This is a genomic window from Luteibacter sp. RCC_6_2 (genome assembly GCF_041360655.1).
GTDB lineage: Bacteria > Pseudomonadota > Gammaproteobacteria > Xanthomonadales > Rhodanobacteraceae > Luteibacter.
Genome location: NZ_JBFUPQ010000012.1, coordinates 48,515 through 67,955, shown reverse-complemented (window position 1 = coordinate 67,955; position 19,441 = coordinate 48,515). Strand labels below are relative to the sequence as shown.

General features: G+C 64.2%; 14 protein-coding genes. 2 read left to right on the top strand and 12 right to left on the bottom strand.

The genetic code is table 11. From position 1 onward, the window contains the following. Positions 1-42: 42 nt before the first annotated feature. Complete coding sequence (locus AB6730_RS14045) at positions 43-978, bottom strand: LysR family transcriptional regulator (RefSeq protein ID WP_371024227.1); 936 nt, start codon at positions 976-978, stop codon at positions 43-45. Positions 979-1,092: 114 nt separating this feature from the next. On the opposite strand from AB6730_RS14045, the gene AB6730_RS14040 reads away from it, so the two are divergent. Further along, entirely contained in the window at positions 1,093-1,842 is a 750-nt protein-coding gene (locus AB6730_RS14040) for a 3-oxoacyl-ACP reductase family protein (RefSeq protein ID WP_371024226.1), read from the top strand. A 307-nt stretch (positions 1,843-2,149) separates the two neighbouring features. On the opposite strand, the gene AB6730_RS14035 is transcribed toward AB6730_RS14040, so the two are convergent. From AB6730_RS14035 to AB6730_RS14020, 4 genes are all read right to left on the bottom strand, one after another. Next, positions 2,150-2,440, bottom strand: coding sequence for a hypothetical protein (locus tag AB6730_RS14035; RefSeq protein ID WP_371024225.1), 291 nt, complete (start codon positions 2,438-2,440; stop codon positions 2,150-2,152). A gap of 199 nt (positions 2,441-2,639) precedes the next feature. Beyond that, positions 2,640-3,494 (bottom strand): tetratricopeptide repeat protein, encoded by an 855-nt coding sequence (locus AB6730_RS14030; RefSeq protein ID WP_371024224.1) that lies wholly within the window; start codon positions 3,492-3,494, stop codon positions 2,640-2,642. A gap of 134 nt (positions 3,495-3,628) precedes the next feature. Next, on the bottom strand, positions 3,629-4,168 hold the full coding sequence (locus AB6730_RS14025; RefSeq protein ID WP_371024223.1) for a hypothetical protein: 540 nt from the start codon (positions 4,166-4,168) through the stop codon (positions 3,629-3,631). A gap of 573 nt (positions 4,169-4,741) precedes the next feature. Further along, entirely contained in the window at positions 4,742-5,887 is a 1,146-nt protein-coding gene (locus AB6730_RS14020; RefSeq protein ID WP_371024222.1) for an epoxide hydrolase family protein, read from the bottom strand. Between the two features lie 306 nt (positions 5,888-6,193). Between AB6730_RS14020 and AB6730_RS14015 the strand changes: the two genes are divergently transcribed. Then, positions 6,194-6,541: a YciI family protein gene (locus tag AB6730_RS14015; RefSeq protein WP_371024221.1), complete on the top strand. Its 348-nt coding sequence runs from the start codon at positions 6,194-6,196 to the stop codon at positions 6,539-6,541. A gap of 125 nt (positions 6,542-6,666) precedes the next feature. Here AB6730_RS14015 and AB6730_RS14010 read toward each other — a convergent pair whose 3' ends face one another. The 7 genes from AB6730_RS14010 to AB6730_RS13980 all read right to left on the bottom strand — a co-directional run bounded on the left by AB6730_RS14010 (position 6,667) and on the right by AB6730_RS13980 (position 19,391). Beyond that, positions 6,667-7,974: a PAS domain-containing sensor histidine kinase gene (locus AB6730_RS14010; RefSeq protein ID WP_371024316.1), complete on the bottom strand. Its 1,308-nt coding sequence runs from the start codon at positions 7,972-7,974 to the stop codon at positions 6,667-6,669. After that, on the bottom strand, positions 7,964-9,349 hold the full coding sequence (locus AB6730_RS14005; RefSeq protein ID WP_371024220.1) for a sigma-54-dependent transcriptional regulator: 1,386 nt from the start codon (positions 9,347-9,349) through the stop codon (positions 7,964-7,966). Before AB6730_RS14005 ends, AB6730_RS14010 begins: the two co-directional genes overlap by 11 nt. Before the next feature lie 32 nt (positions 9,350-9,381). After that, positions 9,382-11,820 (bottom strand): ADOP family duplicated permease, encoded by a 2,439-nt coding sequence (locus tag AB6730_RS14000; RefSeq protein ID WP_371024219.1) that lies wholly within the window; start codon positions 11,818-11,820, stop codon positions 9,382-9,384. Next, on the bottom strand, positions 11,820-12,590 hold the full coding sequence (locus AB6730_RS13995; RefSeq protein WP_371024218.1) for an ABC transporter ATP-binding protein: 771 nt from the start codon (positions 12,588-12,590) through the stop codon (positions 11,820-11,822). The genes AB6730_RS14000 and AB6730_RS13995 overlap by 1 nt, the downstream gene beginning before the upstream one ends. Positions 12,591-12,606: 16 nt before the next feature. Continuing rightward, a complete protein-coding gene (locus tag AB6730_RS13990; protein WP_371024217.1) occupies positions 12,607-13,758 on the bottom strand; it encodes an efflux RND transporter periplasmic adaptor subunit in 1,152 nt (383 codons plus the stop codon). Between the two features lie 213 nt (positions 13,759-13,971). Next, positions 13,972-16,968, bottom strand: coding sequence for a TonB-dependent receptor plug domain-containing protein (locus AB6730_RS13985; protein ID WP_371024216.1), 2,997 nt, complete (start codon positions 16,966-16,968; stop codon positions 13,972-13,974). Positions 16,969-17,003: 35 nt separating this feature from the next. Next, the gene (locus AB6730_RS13980; protein ID WP_371024215.1) at positions 17,004-19,391 is read right to left on the bottom strand and encodes a TonB-dependent receptor; all 2,388 of its coding nucleotides are present in this window, start codon (positions 19,389-19,391) and stop codon (positions 17,004-17,006) included. Positions 19,392-19,441 lie beyond the last annotated feature (50 nt).

The following is a 19,441-nucleotide window of genomic DNA, read 5'->3' as shown; positions in this document are numbered from 1 at the left end:
CCATGCCCATCGGCGATGCGGGGCCCCAGCATCGAGACCGGTTTAACCGGCCGTATCGAACGCGGAAAACCGCGCTGGCAAGTCCTGCTCCCGAAAGCAGTCCACGATGTGATCGATGAACAGTCTCGTCTTCTGCGGCAGCAGGCGTTGCGCCGGGTAGTAAAGCGACAGGTGACCACCTTCGACCCACCAGTCTGGCAACACGCGCACGATCCGTCCTCGCTCCATCCAGGGCAGGGCGGATTGCACGGCAAGCAGTGCGACGCCCATGCCGAGTGCGGCAGCGTGACCGGCGGCGTCGGGATCGTCGAAAAGGATGCGGCGATCCAGCTCCACGGCCGCTTCCTCTCCATGCCGGTTGGAAAGCACCCAATCCCTCACGCGGCCGGTTTGCGGTGAACGAATGAGGATGCCTTCGCGGCCGGCGAGATCCGCAGGCGTGGCGATCGCGGGACCGTTCGCAAGGAACTCCGGCGACGCCACCAGGATGCGATGAGCCGGTGCGAGCGCACGGGCGACGACGCCCGGCCGCATGTCGAAGCCTCCACCGATGGCGACGTCGAATCCTTCGGCGATGAGGTCGACCGGACGGTTGTCGAAACGCCAGTCGGGCCTCACGGCGGGAAAGGCTTTCAGGAACGAGGCGAGCATCGGGACGATGTATTCCCTGCCGAAGGCATAGGGAAGCGCGACCCTCAGCGATCCGGCGGGGCCGGTCGTGCGTGCCTGTGCGTTGGCCATGGCGCCCTGGAGTTGATCCAGGCTGCCCTGGACTTCCAGCCGGAAGGCCTCGCCCGCTTCCGTGAGCGAGAGTCGTCGGGTGGTTCGCTGAAACAGGCGGACCCCCAATTCCACCTCCAGGCGTGCCACATTCTTGCCCACCGCGGCGGGCGTGAGTCCGAGCACGCGCGCGGCGGCGGCGAAATTGCCCAGTTCGGCGCTGCGTATGAAGCAAGCGATGCCATTGAGGGTATCCATGGCGCGACTCTAAACCAGATGGATCGAATGAAACTACCACTAGGTCGCTAGTGGTTTAGGCTTCGAGAGCCTAGATTTGCTCGGGAATCGAACACCACCTACCGGAGCCACATCATGAACGACCTTAATTCCATCCAGGGCAAGAGCGCCCTCGTGCTCGGCGGTTCGCGTGGCATCGGTGCCGCGATAGCCCGTCGGCTGGCCGCCGGCGGCGCCTCCGTCGCCATCACCTATGTGCAGGGTGCTTCTGCCGCCAACGCCGTCGTCGACGAGATCGCCAAGGCTGGCGGCCGTGCCGTAGCGATCCAGGCGGATAGCGCCAACGACGCCGCGATCGAGGAAGCGGTGAACAAGACGAAGGCGTCTTTCGGCGGATTCGACATCCTCGTCAACAGCGCCGGCGTACTCGCCATCGCGCCGATCGAGGAGTTCACGACAGAAGACCTCGATCGCACGATCGCAGTGAACATCCGTGCAGCCGTGATCGCGAGCCGTGCCGCAGCCCGCGTCATGGGCAAGGGTGGCCGCATCATCCACATCGGCAGCACCAACGCGCAGCGCATGCCGTTCGCTGGTGGTGCCGTGTACGCGATGAGCAAATCGGCGCTGCAAGGCCTGACGCAGGGCCTGGCGCGCGATCTCGGTCCGAAGGGGATCACCGTGAATGTCGTGGAACCGGGTCCCATCGATACCGATATGAATCCGGCGGACGGTCCGATGGCGGCTGGACTTATCCCGATGCTCGCGGTCGGGCGCTATGGCCATCCCGATGAGGTCGCCAGTCTTGTCGCGTACCTTGCTGGACCCGAGGCGGCCAACATCACGGGTGCGCGCATGTTGATCGACGGTGGTTTCGCTGCGTAAGCGCGCCACAGGACGCATTCGCCGTGTGCGGCGAGGAGAGCTGACGGGTGGGAAGCGGGCTGGCCCGCGAGTCCTCAATCTTTTTGCTGGCGATGGAGGCTTTGCAGTGATCGGGCGAGGCTTTCCAGCGCTCGCTTAGAGGCGACGCAGCGCCTCGTTCGCTCGTCCCAGGATGACGGATCGCGGGCCAGCCCGCTTCCCACCCGGGTGAGGAAGGCTGGGTGTAACAACTCTGCTAGCGCGCTTCCAGTACTTCCGTGAGGAACCAAAAGAAGGGCCGCGCCCTGCGCGCGGCCCTTCTTTTTGCTTACTTACTCTCGGGAACGATATTGGCCAGTTTGCCCTTCTTGTCGAACTGGCAGGTGAAGTTCTTCTTGCCATCCATGCCCGCGTCGGCGGTACCGGCGATCGTGTAGCCGGCGTCGGCGGCCTGGATCGGCTGCAGTTGGATGTAATCGTTCTTCACGTCGAACTTGTCCGCGGCGGCATCCAGGCAGCGGGTGGTCAACTTGCCCGGATCGGGACGATCGGAAGCCACGGCGTGCGAGGCAAGGGCGAGGCCAAGGGAAGCGGCCAGCAGCAGGGTGGAATGGCGCATGGGTCTATCTCCGTACGAGGCACGAGGCCGGGATACTGCCAGCGCGAGTCTGCCTTGGATTTCCTTGCGGCAGGATGAACTGGGGTACGCCGCCGTAGGTGCGAGCGTTCAGCTTCGGGTGGGAGCTTCGGGTGGGAGCGGACCCTGTCCGCGAACCCTCAAACTGTCATGGCGCGAAAGAAGCCGTGCACCACATCAGTTACCACGAGTCATCGTCGGAAGACCCACTATCGCCCGATGAACTGTCATCCCACGAACTATCGTCATTGCCCATGTCGACAGGATCACTACGAAGATCGTCATACGCCTGTGCCGAAGGATCGCGGTCGTCGCGAACGGCGGAGCCTGCGTCCGGCGATACCTGGCCGCCGCTGTGCGAGCGAAGCGCTTCGTCGAGCAACATGCCCGCTGCCACGCCGCCGAGTCCAGCCGCTACCGCCGTTCCCACGCCTGGATGTCCTTGCGGAGGTGGGGCCGGGGGTGGGGCGTAGGCTCCGTTACCTGGATAGCCGCCGCCATACGGTGGCGCTCCACCCGGCGGCTGCGCGGAGGGATAGCCAATGGACGGGCCATCCTCTGCGCGCTTCCGGCGCATCCAGAGAGACGCGATAAGCGCGATACCGGCCCCGATGGCCAGGATCTTGAGCAGGTTAGATGAACCGCCTTCGTCGCGGGACGGCTGTCCGGCCCCGCTGTCGCGAACCGGAGCCGCCGCGGTCCGAACGTTGGCCGCAGGGGCCAGCGCCTCGTTCAGTTTCCGCTGAAAAGCCTGGAACTTCGCGGGATCGGTGAAGTGCGTACCCGGATCGAGCGTTGCCGCCTTGGATGCCTCGGTCTTCGCCTCGCCGATGTTGCCTTCGTGAGCGAGCACCTCGGCCAGCACGTAATGGGCTTTCGCACTTTGCGGATGTTCCGCGATGGCGTTGCGCAGCAGCGCTTCCGCTCCCGGATAGTCGCCGCGAGCAATAAGGGCCTGCACGTCCTTGGGTGAATCGGCGGCGGCCGCCAATGGCGCGAGGATCAGCAACGCTAGAAGGAGAATCAGCTTTTGCATGAGGGTCTTCAGTGCCCGGGATGGTTACCTCGGGCAGCCTACTCTCTCTCGATTTTCAGGAAGCTTTCTTTGAGGAAAGGACCGGGTGTTTCATTAAGGCTAAAACTACGATCAAAACCACGTTCGCGCGCCTGCTAGCTTGCCTGCTTCAGCCACGTGGTCGCCAGGGCCATCATTTCGATGAACGGGAGCGACTCACGATCCAGGCCTGCCCGATCGCACATAGCCGGAAGGGCATTTCGGAAGCTCCTGAACTCGCGATCAATGATGGCCTGGCCAGGTAGGGCGCTCCGGCGGCCTTCAGTCCGCAGCCAATTTCTGACGATCGAGATCACATTTCGTGACTCGCCTTGGTGCGCCTGGGCATCTTGACCGGAAATGTCGGAAAGGCATTTCTGGGAAGTGTATCGAGCGTGCTCCAGGAACGAATGGCGCAGCGGCGGCGATGCGCCCTTCTTCAATCCAATGGCAAGCCCCAGTTCGAACGGCATGTTGAATCGGGGGAGCTGATTCAGACAGTCGAGTTCGACAGCTGAAAGGTCGTGGATGCTGTACGCCGATTCCCTTATGAGACGGACAATCTTGTCCAATCGGACGTCACCGCTATCGCCTGCTTCTAAAGCGGAACGCGGTCGAAACCCAGAAGCAAGGACAGTGAACACGATTGCTTCCATCAATTCCCGATAGTCGCTCGAGAAGGGACAGTTGATAAAAACGTCAGTCCTCCGAGCCATTTCCGCTTTATCGGCTCTTGACCGGAGGCTTCGGTGATTCAGTATTCTTCGCCGTCCTGTCCGCGGCGGCGTCCCTCATGGCACTCCGTACGAGTGCATTTCGCTGCGTCTGTTTTAGGATCCCGCCTCGAATGAGGAAGTGTTGGACAGGAAATCTTGGCTTTAGGATGCTCATGTCCCAAGTATAGAGGGAACGATGGATGGGACCCTGTAGGACTAGCGGCAGGGTTGCCGTCGGTAGTGTCCATCTCACGCCTACGCGTCGCTGCTAACGTCCGGCCATTCACGAAAGTCACGGCTAGCTCGTCAACACGCGTCGCCCTCGGCGTTGGACGACAAGACTTCCTGCGCACGCCACTTCGTGACGAGTTGGCGATGGTTGCAAGGATACCCTCGGCGAGGACGTCCACGCCGGCGATCGTCGATGCCAATCACTTCGAAGCGGCCATCCGACGTGCGTCGGGCGGTGATGAATCGTTTTGCGTCGAAGGCTTCCTCTGCTGGATGACCGAACTAGCCGTCGTCGATCCTGCGGGCCCAGGCGCGCAGATCGGCGACGAATGCCTCCGGCGCCTCGGTGGGCGGAAAGTGTCCACCACGCGGCTGTTGACTCCAATGGACGAGGTTGCAAGCGCGTTCGACGAGAGAGCGTGGGACAGCGGGATGTCGCGGATCGGGCCAGGACGCATAGCCGGTGGGTACCTCGATCCGGCGACCCTTCGGAAGCACCTTGCTTTTTTCCCGGTCAGACGCGGTATAGATCCACGTCGATGTCGCGAACGTATCGGTCATGACATAAAGCATGATGCTGGTGATCAATCGATCGCGACCGAATACGTCGATGAGCGATCGTTCGCGAAGGTCGGCCCAATCGTGAAAACGTTCGAGAATCCAGGCGGCCTGGGCTACCGGGTTATCCTGCATCGCATAGGCGAGCGACTGCACGCGTGTGGATTGCAGGTGTGAATAGGCGCCGAGCCGCTTTTCATGATCGGTTGAGTCGTGCATCCAGCGCCGCTCCACTTCGTCCAGTGGCACGTCTTCGGGGATTATGCCGAGATAATCGGTGTGCAGGCCGCGCACGGAACGGGCATGGTCGAGCGCCATCCATGGGCCGATAACCGCACCCCAATCGGTTCCATGGACGAGATAGCGGTCGTATCCCAGGACCTCGTGCATCAGCGTGTCGAACAATCCACCGATACGCCGCGGATCGATGGGCTGTTTGGGCTTAGCGGAGAAGCCGTAACCCGGAAGCGACGGAATGACGAGGTCAAAAGCATCTTCAGCACGGCCACCGGTACGGGATGGGAAAGCCAAGGCCTCCACTGCCGGCCAGAATTCGTAAGTCGAACCAGGCCAGCCGTGAACGAGCATCAATGGACGCTTGCCCTCGGACTCACCCCGGACGTGGGCGAGATGGAGCATCAGCCCATCGACGTTCGCCGTGAACTGCGGAAAGCGGTTCAGGTCTTCGGCCATCGCATCGACGTCGAAATGATCGGTCCAATAAACGCAGAGTTCACGCAGAACCTGCGGATCGCAGCCGTAGGACCAGCCGGAATCATCCGGCAGATTCGACAGGCGGTACGAGCGCACCTGCGCGAGTAATGCGTCGACCGATTCCGAAGGCCATCCGGCTTTGAAATGTGTCGTCATCTCGTTCCTCCATCTACACCGCGTTGCGCGTCGGATCACTTGGAGATGACTCCTTGCGTCCCATCCTCCGCGAAAACGTGGTAATCAGCATCTCTCCCGGCTCGTTAGCTCATGATGAAATACATCGAAACGCGCTCGATCTACATCACGTTTTTCGTGGTCGGTTAAGACTGGGGTGCTCGAGCAGGCATTCGCCCAGCTATCGTCGAAATAATTTTCGGCCAGGCTGTCGAATTCCCGACCCTCCGTTCGACGTACCAGTAAGGCGGACGACAGGTCCGGCTGAAACCACTCAAGGAGAAGACAATGCCGCAGTACCTGGTTGCTGGTTACCTCCCGGACGATTTCGACCCGTCCCAGATCGATGAATCCGTCGGCCGTGACATCCACGCGCTGAACAAGGAAATGATCGACGCCGGCGTCAGGAAGTTCGCCTGTGGCCTTGGTGGTGCAAAGTCGCTGCGGACGCAAGCCGACGGCGAAGTCTTCATCACCGACGGACCGTACCTTGAAGCCAAGGAACATATCGGCGGCTTCTGGATACTGGAGTGCGCCGATATGGACGAGGCGCTGGCGTGGGCGTGCAAGGGAGCCTCGGCCACTCGGGGGCAGGTCGAGGTGCGGGAGATTTTCTTCAGTCCGGCTCCGGAATAGCGACGGAGTGGACCATCCTGCGCATGTCGCCGGCGCCGCGCGGTCCATCGGTGGTTCCTGGAGGGTTCGCCAACCCGGGGGGCGCTGGTTGCGGTCGCCATATGAGGCACCGTGCCGGCGAGTTGTCAGTCCCGTTCGGCCAACGGAAGGCTCATCCGCGCCACTACCCCCCGCGAATCGTCGCGGGCGTGCAGCTCCAATGTACCGTCCTGAGCCTCCACGATCTGCCTCGATAGCGCCAGACCGATACCCGCGCCATACGCCTTGGTGGTGAAGAATGGCACGAAGAGGTTTCCGCTCGGTGGAAGACCTGGGCCCAGGTCGCTCACCTCGACGACGACGCGGGATTCGAGACGCCGCCATCCCAGCAACACGTCGTTGTCTCCACCCGCCTCGACCGCATTGCGTAGCAGGTTGATGAGCACTTGCTCCAGTTGATCACGATCGCCATACAGGCTCAGGGCTTCGCCCGGTTCGACACGAATTCGTGGATCGTCGAACAGCCGAACCACGCTCTCACACAACGAGCCGGCCTCGATACTCGCCGGTTGCGGCGGCGGCAGACGCGCGAGCCGGGCGTAGTGGCTGATGAATCGCTGCAGCGCGGCATTGCGTTGGCCGATCACCTCGAGCCCGTGGCGAAGGTCCGCATCGATGTCCGCATCGATCGCCTTCCCTGCACCAGGCAGGAGCCCCTGCAGGGTCTCCACCATCGAGCCGATGGGTGCCATTGAATTGGTGATCTCGTGACTGAGCACGCGCAGCAGGCGGCGGAAGGCATGGGCCTCCTCTTCACGTAACGCTCTCTCCATGGGCTGCACGACCAGAAGACGCCCCTCTTGGCTGCGGCTCCGCAGCATGGCGTGCGCCACCTGCCAACGGCCGGCCTGGCCTGTGAATTGATAAGGAACGATGCCGCCCGAAGGCACCTCGAACAAGGGGGAGAGACCGAGTTCCGTCACATCGGAACCCAACAGTTCGGGGGCTGCACGAGCCATCAGTCGCTCGCCCGCGGGGTTGACGAGCCGCAAGCGGCCATCCCGCTCGAATGCGAACACGGCGCCGTCGAGGGCGGCCAATGTCTTGCTGAGTAACTGGAGGGATTCCTGAAGGTCCCGCTGCTCATCCTGGAGCCTCACGGCCAGCTCGTTGAAACGGCGCGCTATATCGGAATAGTCATCGTCGCTGCCCGCGCCCGACGCGCGCACGCCGTAATCGCCTTCACGCAAGGCTTCCAGCAGGTTGGCCACCGTCTGCATGCGGCTCATGCGTCCGCTGGAGAGACGCCATGCGGTCAGGGTGAGCAGCGACACGATGACCAACAACGCCACAGACTCGGCGAACGGCGGTACACCCACCACGAGCACGCCGGACAACGCCACCAGTGCCGGCAAGACGATGAGGAGGTTGCCGCCAGAAGCCTTACTCCTCATCACGCTGAAGCCCGTGCTTTTCCAGCCGGCGGTACAGTCTCTGGCGAGTGATGCCGAGATGCTCCGCTGTACGCAGGAGATTCCCATCGTGGCGGTCGAGCGCGACGCGCAGCAACATCGCTTCCGCATCGTCCAGGGTCATGTCCTCCATACTGCGCGGCTTCGTCGACCTGCGCAGGCGGAGGTCATCGGCGCTGACACGCTCCGCGCCCAATAACGCCGCCCTTTCCATGGCGTGGGCCAGCTCGCGCACGTTTCCGGGCCAGGGATGATCGAGCAAGGCGCGTTCGACGGAGCTATCGAGAATCGGCGAGTCGCGGCGGTACCGGCGGCTGGCAGCGGCCAGGTAATGACGAGCTAGCGGCACGATGTCGTCACGGCGTTCGCGCAGTGGCGGCAGGCGGAGTGGAAACACGCTGAGGCGGTAGAGGAGGTCTTCCCGAAAGCGTCCCGCATTCACCTCGGTGTCGAGATCGGCATTGGTGGCTGCGACCACGCGCACATCTACGCGTTGCGTGCGCGAGGCACCGAGGCGCTCGAACTCGCCATCTTCCAGCACGCGCAGCAGTTTGGGTTGTTGCTCCAGCGGCAGGTTGCCGATCTCGTCGAGGAACAAGGTGCCGCCATCGGCGGTCTCGAATCGCCCGGCGCGGTCTTGTCGTGCGTCGGTGTAAGCGCCCTTCACGTGACCGAAGAGTTCGGCCTCGAACAGGGTCGGCGCAAGGCCGCCGATATCCACCTTGACGAAGGGGCGTTCGCGACGGGGAGACAATCGATGGATGCGCTTCGCGAGCACGCTCTTCCCGGTGCCGTTTTCGCCGAGCAACAGGACGGCGGCGTCGCTCTTCGCGATGCGCGACACGTCATCCATAAGCCGACGCATGGCCTGCGATTCGGCGACGAAGACATCGCCTTCGTCGAGCAGCAAGGCCTGCGCCTTGCTCAGGCGGCGCACGTCGTTCTCACTGCGCCGCAAGGCGATACGCGACTCGAGCACGCTCAGCAGGCGCGCGTTCTTCCAGGGTTTCTCGACGAAGTCGACGGCACCTTCCCGGATCGCTTCCACCGCCAACTCGATGCTGGCCCATGCCGTCATGGCGATCACGGGAAGATCGGGCTTGCGTGAAGCGAGTTCGCGGATGAGCGCAAGTCCTTCTTCTCCCGAGGTCGTGTCCTGGCTGTAGTTCATGTCGACGAGTACAGCGGCGTACTCGGCACTCTGGATATTCGCCAATGCATCGGCAGGCGTTGCCGCTTCACTGGTGTGATAGCCCGAATGTTTCAACAACAGGCGCAACGCATCGCGCACGGCGTCCTGGTCGTCGACCACGAGGACGTGCGGATGCGTTTCGCTGGGGTGGGGTTTATCGGCCATGCGCCAGTCTAGTCAGGTAGATACGAGGACGGCTAGTCGAGCCGTAACGCCTGCATCGGCCGAACCCGGGCCGCACGCCATGCCGGCGGCACGCTCGCCAACAGGCCCGACAGGCCGAGGACGAGCAAGACCGAGCCTATCGCCAACGGATCGAGCATGTGGATACCGAAAAGGAAGCTGGTCAGAAGACGCGAAAGGACCATCGACAACGCGAGCCCGATAGCCAATCCGAGCCCCACCTGCATCGCCGCCGAGCGGACCACCATGTACAGGAGACGCTCGCGCGTGGCGCCGAGCGCGGCGCGTACCCCGTAGTCGTGCCGGTGAGCGGTCACCGCGACGGACATCACCGCGTACAGGCCCACCGACGCCAGCAGCAAGGCCAATCCGGCGAAGATGCCGACGAGCAGCAGGTTGAGGCGCTGGGCGGTGGTCGTCGATGCGACCACGGTTTCCAGTGTGCGGACGTTGGAAATCGGCTGGCCTGGCGCGACTTCATTGACGGCGTCGCGCAAGGTCCCATCATCCAGTCCAGTCCCTGGATGCAAGCGGACGGCGAAGCTCAAGGGGCCGAATTGCCTCAGCACGGACCACAGCTCGTCAGGCACCTGGGCGAGGGGGGTGTAGAAGATGGGTGGGGCCTGTTTGGCCGGGCCCCTCTGACGCACGTCGCCAACCACACCCACGATGCGCAACGCGACCTGCCGGGTGTCGTCGATCCTCAGCATGACGTTCTTTCCGAGCGGGCTATCTTCGCCGAAATGCATGCGTGCGAATGACACGCTCACCACGCAGACCGGATCGGCGCCCGCCACGTCCCCGTCTGAAATGCCGCGACCCGTCAGCAAGGGAACTCCCACGGCTTCCAGAAAGCCGGGGGTGGTCATGCGGTACTGTGCGGTGGCCAACGCGCCATTGGGCAAGATGATCGGCCAGTTGAGCTGCGACCCCGTCGGCAGGTTACTGGACGCACCCACGCCGTCGGCTTCCGGAAGCCGGCGCAAGCGCTCCAGAACCTTGCGCGAGAGATCCGATACCTGGTCTATCGTGACGTAGCGCTGCTTGACCGGCGAAAGTGTAAACGTGGTGACATTGCGGCTGATGAATCCCATCGGCACCGACTCAAGTTCGTGCAGCGTGCGCGTGAACAGGGCCGCCCCCACCAGCAGCACGACGGCGACGGCCACCTGGGCCACGACGAGCACCCGCCCGGCCCGTCCGTCCTCACGGCTGATGCCGCTGCGCCCGCCGCCGACCAGTTCGCTTCGCCAGTCACGTCGGCGGCTCCGTACCACCGCGAGCATCGTGGCACCCGCCGCGGCGGCGAGACCCGCGACCAACGCGAAGATGACGCTCGTGCCAGTCAACATGACATGCTCGCCGCGCAACCATTCCGGTGGCACGATTCCGCCGATCAGTTGCAGGCCCATCCAGGCGAGGGCCAGGCCGACCGCAGCCCCGAACAGTCCGATAAGCAATCCTTCGCCGAATGCCGGCATGCTGAGGCGTCCGGTGGAGGCGCCGAGGGCGGCACGAACGGCGCTTGCATGGGTCCGGGTAAGCGAACGCAACAGGATGAGGCTGGCGAGGTTGATGACGGCGATAAGCAAGACGCAAGCCGCCGCGCCCAGGAAAAGCCACAGGGTCTTGCCCGTACTGCTCGCGAAGACGCTGGCCAGTAGCGGCGCCGCCGCCGGAGGTTGCTGTCGCATCGCCTCGCGCGTCCTCGCCATGTTGTCGGACGATGCGAGAAGCAGCGGAACGAGCGTGCCGGCCGTCTCCGCCGACGTGCCTGCAAGCGTCGCACCGGGCTTCATGCGGCCGACGATCAATTGATTGTTTGACATGTTGCTGGATGTCGGGTCCGGTTGCATCGATAGCACCAGGTCGACAGCCCATGGCCACTGGAACTCCCGGGGCAAGACGCCGACGATCTGCATGCCTTGCCCTTCGACCTGGAGCGTTCGGCCCACGACCGATGGATCCGCGCCGAACCGCGCACGCCAGAACGCGTTCGTGAGGATCACGGCACCGGGTCCGTTTGGACGATCCTCCGCCTGGTCGAAATTGCGGCCGACCGCCATTGGCAATCCCAAGGTCTCGAAGAAACCGCGGTCCGCGTGCATCGCCACCGCCACCTGGGGCCGGCCGTCGGGGGCGATGTTCACGTCGACCGCACCGCCATCGACCATGCCGGCCGATTCCAGCGATGGTATCGCCCGAATCGGTGCGTAGTACCCGGGTGCCGCCGTGTACATGTCCGCGTCCATGTACGCTCCGAGCGTAACGAGCCGGTCGGCCTGGGGAAATGGCAAGGGTTTCAGCAGCGCCTGGTCGAGCAGCGCGAACATGGCGGTGATCGTCGCCACTCCCATCGCAAGCGTGAACGTGGTCAAAAGCAGGAACGCCGGCCGTCGCAGGAGGCCGCGCCAGGACTGCCGGAGTTCAGCGATGATCACGGACGCGGGCATCACGGCGTCACCTCGCGTAGGAGTGGCATCGCCTTGTCCTCTTCGCCGCGTAACCGTTCGAAGGTGTCTTCGTCGACGATGCGCCCGTCGAGCATGTGCACCACGCGGTGGGCGCGCCGTGCGAACGCCGGATCGTGAGTGACCATGCAAAGGGTCGCTCCGCTCCGGTTGAGCTCTTCGAGCAATTGCATCACCGCCTCGCCATTGCGTGAATCGAGGTTGCCGGACGGTTCGTCCGCCAGCAGGATGCGCGGTTCGCCCACGAGGGCGCGTGCCACGGCGACACGCTGCTGCTGTCCTCCTGAGAGCTGCCCGGGATAGTGGCGATGGCGATGACTCATTCCCACCCGGTCGAGCACCTCGCGCACGCGGCGTTGGGCCACGTCGCGGCGATATCCGTCACGGAAAGTCAGCGGCAGCGCGACGTTCTCTTCCACCGTGAGGTCGGCGATCAGGTTGAAGGCCTGGAAGATGAAACCGATCTTCGCGTTGCGCACCCGCGCCTTGCTGCGCAGGTCGAGGCCGGCCACGTCGGTACCGTCGAGCAGAAAGCGTCCCGCGCTGGGCGAATCGAGCAGGCCGAGCATCGACAACAGCGTGGACTTGCCACAGCCGGATGGCCCGGTGATGGCCACAAAGTCCCCTGAGGAAACATCGAGCGACACCCCCGAGAGTGCGTGGGTCTCCACTTCGTCGGTGTGGAACACCTTGCCCAGGCCTTCCAGGCGGATCAGGGGAACACGTTCGTTCGCGGGTTCGACGGGTGTCATGAGGTCGCTCTCCATATCAGCGTAACCGTAGGGTGTCATAGCCGTTCCACTGGCTGGTATCCGAAAGAATGGCCTGCTCGCCAGCACGCAGGCCCTCGAGCACCACGGCGCGGTCGGTCGACATCGCGCCATAGCGGACGGGTACGCGGTACGCCTTGTCGTCGCCGGCGCGGATCACGAACAGCGATCCCGCCGTGTTGGACGCCGCCCCGTAAGGACGGCCGACATTCACCACATGGGCCAGCGTGCCGAGCACTACCCGGCCTTCCACCGAAAGTTCGGGACGCGCGCCCGCGGGTAGCGGTTTGTCGAAGGCGATGTCGACGGTGACGCTGCCATTGCGTACGGACGGGTCGACCCGGATCAGGCGCCCGGTGGCCTTGCCGTTCCGCGTATCGATATCGACCGGGAGGTCCAGGGCCAGGTCGCTCGCAAGGGCCTCGGGGACCTGCAGACGGGCGATGAGGTCATCGGGGCGTGCGACCCGCGCCAGCTTCGCGCCCGATGCGATCTGCTGCCCGGGTTCCACGTCGACCTGTTGCAGGATGCCGTCGATGCCGGCGCGGACGCTCAATGAATCCACCTGCTGCCGGGCGATTTCGAGCGCGCTGGCCGCCTCGTCGCGCTTGGCTTCCTCGGCGCGCACCTGCGCCTCGACATTGGCGCGGATGGCGGAAACCCGTTGGCTCTGGATGTCGAGACGCTTCCGGTCCTGTTCGACGGTGATCCTGCTCTGCTTCACCTCGATCTCCGCGGCGGCGCCTTTCGCGAATGCCCGTTCGTTGGCCACACGCTTGATATCGGCCGTTAGCAGGTCGGACTCCGCCTGGGCCTGAACGGCCTGGGCGTCGAGCAACTGCGACCGGAGGAGGGCCTTCTGGGCAGCGACCGCCGCTTCGGCACCGGCGAGGGCCGCTTTCTGCTTCTCGAAATTGGCCCCCAGTTCGGGATTGGCCAGTTGCAGGATCAAGGTACCGGCCTTCACCCGCGCGCCCGCTTCGACGACCACTTGCTGGACGGTCGCGGCCGCTCCCGCCGTGATCCACCGGATCTGTCTCGGTACGAGCGTGCCGTTGGCGCGGATCTCGCGCTTCATGTCGCCGAGTTGCGCGGTCCCGATCCAGACGTCCGAACGCGTAACGGTGGGAGCGGCTCTGCCGATCGCCATCGAAGCGGCCAGCAGGACCGCCAGGGCAGCGGCGGCGCCGGCAAGCCACAACGTGCGTGGCCGGCGAAGTAAAGGGGCTGAGGGTTTGGCGATGTCCATGCGGGCGCTACAGCACGGGCCGTGCCAACGCCCGAACCCGCATTCCAGCTTGGGCGCGGGTCTCTCAAGCGTACGAAGCCGGACAGGGGCTGTCCGGCTTCGTACTTACCACGCTCAGTAGTCGTAACTCACGCCAAGCCGCACATAACGCGGCACCTGGCGCACCACCGCCTGCCCGTACTGCGGGTCCGGCACGCCGGGATCGGTCTGCGAGTACGGGTACCGGTTCAGCGGCCGCTGCTCGTTGAACACGTTGAAGACGCTGGCGGTGAAGGACAACTTGCCATCGGCGAAGGCCGGCCGGTACGTCGTGCCCAGGTCGAGCTGGCGGATCCAGGGCAGCCGGCCCTGCTTGCCCGGCGGTGACGCCACGCCGTCGCAGTAATGGTACGAGCCGCCGTACTTGCCGGGATCGGAGAAATCGGGGCCGTAATAGCCAAGGCAGATCTTCGGCGAGCCGGACGTCAGGCTGAGGTTGGCCGAGACCAGCCATTCCGGCGTCAGCTGGTAGTAGCCGAACAGCTTCAGCTGATGGGTGTGGTCGTTATTGGTCGGACCATTGGTGTTCTCCATGATGTAGCTGTTGTCCCAATCCTCGCTGGTCGAGGCGGCGGTCTGCTGGAGATCCGAGCGGAGCTGGCCTTCGGTGTTGCCATAGCTGCGCGAGAACACGTAGTCGACCTTGCCGTACCAGCGGCCGTCGAAGGGGTGTTCGAGGAATCCTTCCAGCGAGTAGTAGCGACGCTTGAGGCTCTGAAAGCCCAGTTCGCTGTTGCTCAACGGCACGGCGACCAGGTTGCCGGAGGTGTCGATCACGTTGAACGTGTTCGCCCGGCCCGGGTTGAACAGATAGCAGCTGTTGGTCGTGGTCACGTCGTATCCGAGTGCGGCCGCCTTGGCGATGATCCGGTCGGTATCGCAGTAGTCGTCGATCGCGCTGCGCAGGATGCGCTGGGTGGCCTTCGCGCCATAAACCCAGTCTTGACCCAGTGTCTTGGTGAAGCCGAGGATGAACTCGTCCTGGTACTCCGACTTGAGGTTGCTTGCCGTGACCGTGCGCGGATCGGGCAGGACGCCGTAATAGTTGTTCGATGAGACCGGCTGCGAAAAGGCGGTGAGGCCCGTGGGCAGGCCCTGCGCGTCGATGCCGCCATAGGTGAAGTACTGCGACGTGCTGAGCGACGCACCGGCGGCGTTGAGGCCGGGGTTGAGCGGCAAGCCGAGATAGTAGCGACCAGCGTTACCGTAGACCTTGAAGCTGGCGTCGCCATTCACGTCCCAGCTGAAGCCGAGGCGCGGCGCCCACTGCGGCCGGTGCTGCGTGACATAGGCATCGCCGTCGCGGTTGTAGTTCTCGAACTGGTCGTTGCGCAGGCCCAGCGAGAGCAGCCATCGATCATTGACCTGCCATTTGTCCTCGATGTACTGGGCTTTCTGGCTTGCGCGCACGCTCGCCAGCGAACTGACCACATGCCGGACCACGTAATAGCCTTGCTGGCCGTTGACGATGCCACCGGTGGCGGGGACGCCCAGCCCCGTGGAGATCGGCGTATTCGGGTCGGCCTTGCCGTAGGTCCAGTAATAGCCGTCGCCCGAGGCCTGCGAGCCCTGGTCGATGGCGCGGGTGACCTGGTTGTCGATGCCCGCGCTGATCGTGTGATCGCCGAGCACATAGGTCACATCGAAGCGTGTGTTGGTGCTGCGAGTGCTGCGGCCAGGATTGGTCAGCGTCTGTACGGTCTGGTTGTTACCGAATGGCGAGCCACCGTTGAGTGCGGGATTCTGGTTGGTCAGCCCGTTCACGTAGGTCAGGTCGCCGTCATACGAGCCCGGCTGGTCGTACTGGTCCAGCTTCATCTTGCCGTACAGCGCCGACACGGTGAGGTTGTCCGTGATGTAACCGGTGTACTTGGCCGACCAGACGTCGCCGCCCGTCTTGGTGTCGTCAGCCGAGCCGATCCGTTCGCCGCGACGTAGCGTGCTGTAGTCGTAATCGTAGATCGTGCCTTGCGTCTCGCGCTTGCTGGAGGCGCTGGTGACCTCGAGGATGTGGCTGTCCGTGATGTTCCAGTCCAGCTTGCCGTACCAGCGCGGCGAGCCATACCGGTATTGCACGTCCGGACTCGTGTCGTCCACGTCGTTGTGCGTCGAGCCTTCCTGCCGCTCGAACTCGCCGGCCAGGAAGAAGAACAGTTTGTCCTTGATCAGCGGGCCGCCGACGTAACTGCTCACCGTGGTTACCCAACTGCGATCCTCGCGATTGGGCTGGTAGAGGTCACCCGCGACGGGCGAGGCGGGCAGACCGTTGGTGTAATACGTGTTGGCCGACCCGGCGCGCGCGAAGGCCGGCTCCCAGAGCACTTGTCCGCCGAAGTGCCACTCGTTGCTGCCGCGTTTACCGACCTGGTTGATGACGCCGCCATCGGAGCGTCCGTACTGAGCGCTGTAACCACCCGTATAGACTTCCTGCTGGTCGACGGCACCGTAGGGCAGGGAGATGCCACCCATGCCGCGCTGTGGGTCGGTCACGTTGTAGCCGTTGATGTAATAGGCGTTCTCGCTGGCCGCCGAGCCGCCGAAGCTGTTCAGCGACGACCCGGTCGGGCCCTTGAATCCGCCACTGTTGGAGACGACGCCGGGGGCGAGCCGGGCGATTTCGTCCGCGTTGCGGGTGAGGGGCAGCTTGGCCAGCTGGTCGGCGGTGATCACCGAGCGGGAGTCTACGGAGGTCACGTCGATGTCGGGCAGTCGCGAGGCACTGACACTGACGCCTTCGAGATTGGCCGCGCTGGCAACGAAGGAAACATCGGTCGACGCGCCCACCCTGAGTCCCACGTCCTTGCGGGTGTCGACGTCGACGCCGTTGCGCCGCAGGGTGACGGTATAGGTGCCGAGCGGAAGCTGGCTTGCGCTGTAGCGCCCCTTGGCATCGACCGTGACCTCACGGGTCAGGCCATTGCCACCTTGTACGACGACGGTGGCGCCTTGCGCATCGCTGACCTGGCCCGAGATGGCGCCGGTGGTCGATTGGGCGAAGGCGGCTTGGGCGCCGAGCGCGGAGAGGAGTGTCGCAGCCAGCAGACGGCGGCGGATCGGTAGCCTGGAATGCACGTTGTAGCCCCTGGATGGTCGTGGGAAAAGCGCGGTCACCAGCGATAGGCGACGCGGGTGTACAGGTAGCGTCCGCTGTAGCCGAACGGCGAGTAATCGGGATAGGGCCAGGTGCCACCCACGGCACCGTCGCTTCCGGCCTTGTACTTCTGCGGATAGACGTTGGTGAGGTTGTCGACGCCTGCCGTGAAGGTCCAGCCGTGGACCGCGTAGCTGGTGGAGAGATCGAGCAACCAGCGCGCAGGAAAGACCTGGTCGAAGCCCGGATTGCTGACGGGGTCCTGGTTGACCGTGAACTGCCCATAGCGCGTCAGCGACGCATGCACGCTCCAGTCGCGAATGCCGTAGTCGGCGCCGAAGGCGATCTTGTCGCGTGGCGCGCCGTTGGTGATGTAGCCCTGCGCGATATGTCCGACGCGCACCAGTTCCAGTCCGCTCTCGGCAAGCGAGGCGGGGTTGGGTGCCACCGAGAGAATCGACGTGTGGTTGCGGTTGTAGGCGGCTGTGAGCTGGAGTTTGCCCGCGTTCCCGAGGTCGAGGCGGTAGCCGCCGCTGAGATCGACGCCGCGCGTGCGTGTCTTCAAGGCATTGGTGAAGTAGCTGCCACCTTGGATATTGGCGAAGCCCTGGCTATCCAGGTAAGCCAGCACGTCGTCGCCGACGAGGTTCTCGGAAGGGACGATGCGATTGCCGATGGTGATCTGGTACAGGTCGAGTGACAGCGTCCACGCGCCGGGCGCATACACGGCGCCGAGGGTGTAGTTATGTGACTTCTCGGGCTTGAGCGGTTCCGCGCCGAGCGCGCGGGCGACCGGATCGCTCACCGCGAAGTTACGGATCTGCGTGGGCACGCCACCGATGACGTTCGTCGATGTGGTCGTGTAGTACTGCTGCGGCAGCGATGGCGCGCGGAAACCCGTCGCCGCCGTGCCACGCAGCGCGAAGCTATCCGTGAAGTCGTAGCGTGCCGACAACGTGCCCGAGGTGGTGTTGCCGAAGTCGCTGTAATCCTCGTGACGGACCGCCAGCGAGCCGCTCAGTTTGTCGGTGATCTGGTTTTCCAGGCTGATGTACTCGGCGACGTCGTGACGACTGTGCCGCCCCGCATCACCTGGCGTGAATCCGGGAAAGCCCTGGGACCCCGTGCCGACGTACGACGCCGGGTCGCCAGCTTCGATCGCGTACTGCTGGTGCAGATACTCGATGCCGAAAGCGAGGGTCACCGGATTGGTCAGCCAACCCACGTCGAGATCGCGGGCCACATCGACATCGAACGCCTTCTGCGTGGCGATGAGGCGCCCGGCGTTGAAGCGGGTGGGGCTCGCCGCGCCGAGATCGACGTTGAGCGTATGCGTCGGATCGATGCTGACCCGATCGCGCCCGTAGTTGCCGCTGATATCCCAGCGCCACCCGTTCGCGGTGGTGCCACGCACGCCGGCGACAACGGCGCTGTCGATGGAACGCACATCGTTGAGCGGCAGGTAGCCGTTGGGATAGATCGACGGTACGTTGCGTGCGCTGTCGTAGGTGCGGAACAGGGCGGGCGACGTGCCCTCGCGGCTGCTGGTGCTGGCGAAGGCGTAGAAGTCAACGTTCGAGGCCAAGGCGTACTGGACGTTGAGCAGGGCCTGGTGATTGCTGATGTCCGGCTCGCCGATGCGCTGCGTCCGCTGGCCGTAAATGGGCGAGGACGGATCGCGGTAGTCGCGGCCACCACGGTTGGTCGCGTCCGCATGGCCCTGGACCAGGCTCAGGCGTGCCCAGCCCTTGTCTCCCCCGAGCGGAACACCAAGGCTGGCTTCGCCCTGCCACTGCTTGCCGTCCCCCGCGCTATAGCGTCCCGCGGTGATGCTCGCTTCATTGGTCCCGGCACCGGCGGCACCCTTGAGCACGATGTTGATCACGCCCGCGATCGCATCCGAGCCGTACTGGGCCGAGGCGCCGTCGCGCAGCACTTCGATGTGGTCGATGGCGGAGATCGGGATCGAGTTGAGGTCGGCGGGCGCGGAGCCGCGACCGAGCGCACCCTGCAAGTTGAGCAGCGCACTGGTGTGCCAGCGCTTGCCGTTGACCAGGACCAGCGTCTCGTCGGGGGACAGGCCGCGTAGCGCGGCCGGGCGCACGATGCCTGAGCCGTCATTACCCGGTGCGCGAGGGAAGTTGAGCGAAGGAGTGAGGCGCGAGAGCACGGCGCCTAGCTGGGTGTCGCCGAACGACTGCAAGTCTTGCGACGTGACCACGTCGATCGGTGACAACGAGCTGCTTTGGCTGCGATTGACGGAACGGGTGCCGGTGACGACCACCGTCTGCAGTTTGGTGGCGTCCTCGGTCTTGTCGGTGTCTTCGGCGCGGGTGACGGGGCCATACACGCTGGCGGCGAAAAGTACGGACAGCGACAAGCGTGCGGGTAGAGCATGCCTCATGAACGGATTCCTGGATGGTGCGGGCAGCGGTACGACACGCGGCTGCGAGC

Bases quoted from the DNA above. Each gene is read 5' to 3' on its own strand.
- AB6730_RS14010 (WP_371024316.1), bottom strand. From the start codon at position 7,974: ATGAGGAGTAAGGCTTCTGGCGGCAACCTCCTCATCGTCTTGCCGGCA.
- AB6730_RS14020 (WP_371024222.1), bottom strand. From the start codon at position 5,887: ATGACGACACATTTCAAAGCCGGATGGCCTTCGGAATCGGTCGACGCA.
- AB6730_RS14040 (WP_371024226.1), top strand. From the start codon at position 1,093: ATGAACGACCTTAATTCCATCCAGGGCAAGAGCGCCCTCGTGCTCGGC.
- AB6730_RS13995 (WP_371024218.1), bottom strand. From the start codon at position 12,590: ATGACACCCGTCGAACCCGCGAACGAACGTGTTCCCCTGATCCGCCTG.
- AB6730_RS14000 (WP_371024219.1), bottom strand. From the start codon at position 11,820: ATGCCCGCGTCCGTGATCATCGCTGAACTCCGGCAGTCCTGGCGCGGC.
- AB6730_RS14005 (WP_371024220.1), bottom strand. From the start codon at position 9,349: ATGGCCGATAAACCCCACCCCAGCGAAACGCATCCGCACGTCCTCGTG.
- AB6730_RS14015 (WP_371024221.1), top strand. From the start codon at position 6,194: ATGCCGCAGTACCTGGTTGCTGGTTACCTCCCGGACGATTTCGACCCG.
- AB6730_RS14035 (WP_371024225.1), bottom strand. From the start codon at position 2,440: ATGCGCCATTCCACCCTGCTGCTGGCCGCTTCCCTTGGCCTCGCCCTT.
- AB6730_RS14025 (WP_371024223.1), bottom strand. From the start codon at position 4,168: ATGGAAGCAATCGTGTTCACTGTCCTTGCTTCTGGGTTTCGACCGCGT.
- AB6730_RS13980 (WP_371024215.1), bottom strand. From the start codon at position 19,391: ATGAGGCATGCTCTACCCGCACGCTTGTCGCTGTCCGTACTTTTCGCC.
- AB6730_RS13990 (WP_371024217.1), bottom strand. From the start codon at position 13,758: ATGGCGATCGGCAGAGCCGCTCCCACCGTTACGCGTTCGGACGTCTGG.
- AB6730_RS14030 (WP_371024224.1), bottom strand. From the start codon at position 3,494: ATGCAAAAGCTGATTCTCCTTCTAGCGTTGCTGATCCTCGCGCCATTG.
- AB6730_RS14045 (WP_371024227.1), bottom strand. From the start codon at position 978: ATGGATACCCTCAATGGCATCGCTTGCTTCATACGCAGCGCCGAACTG.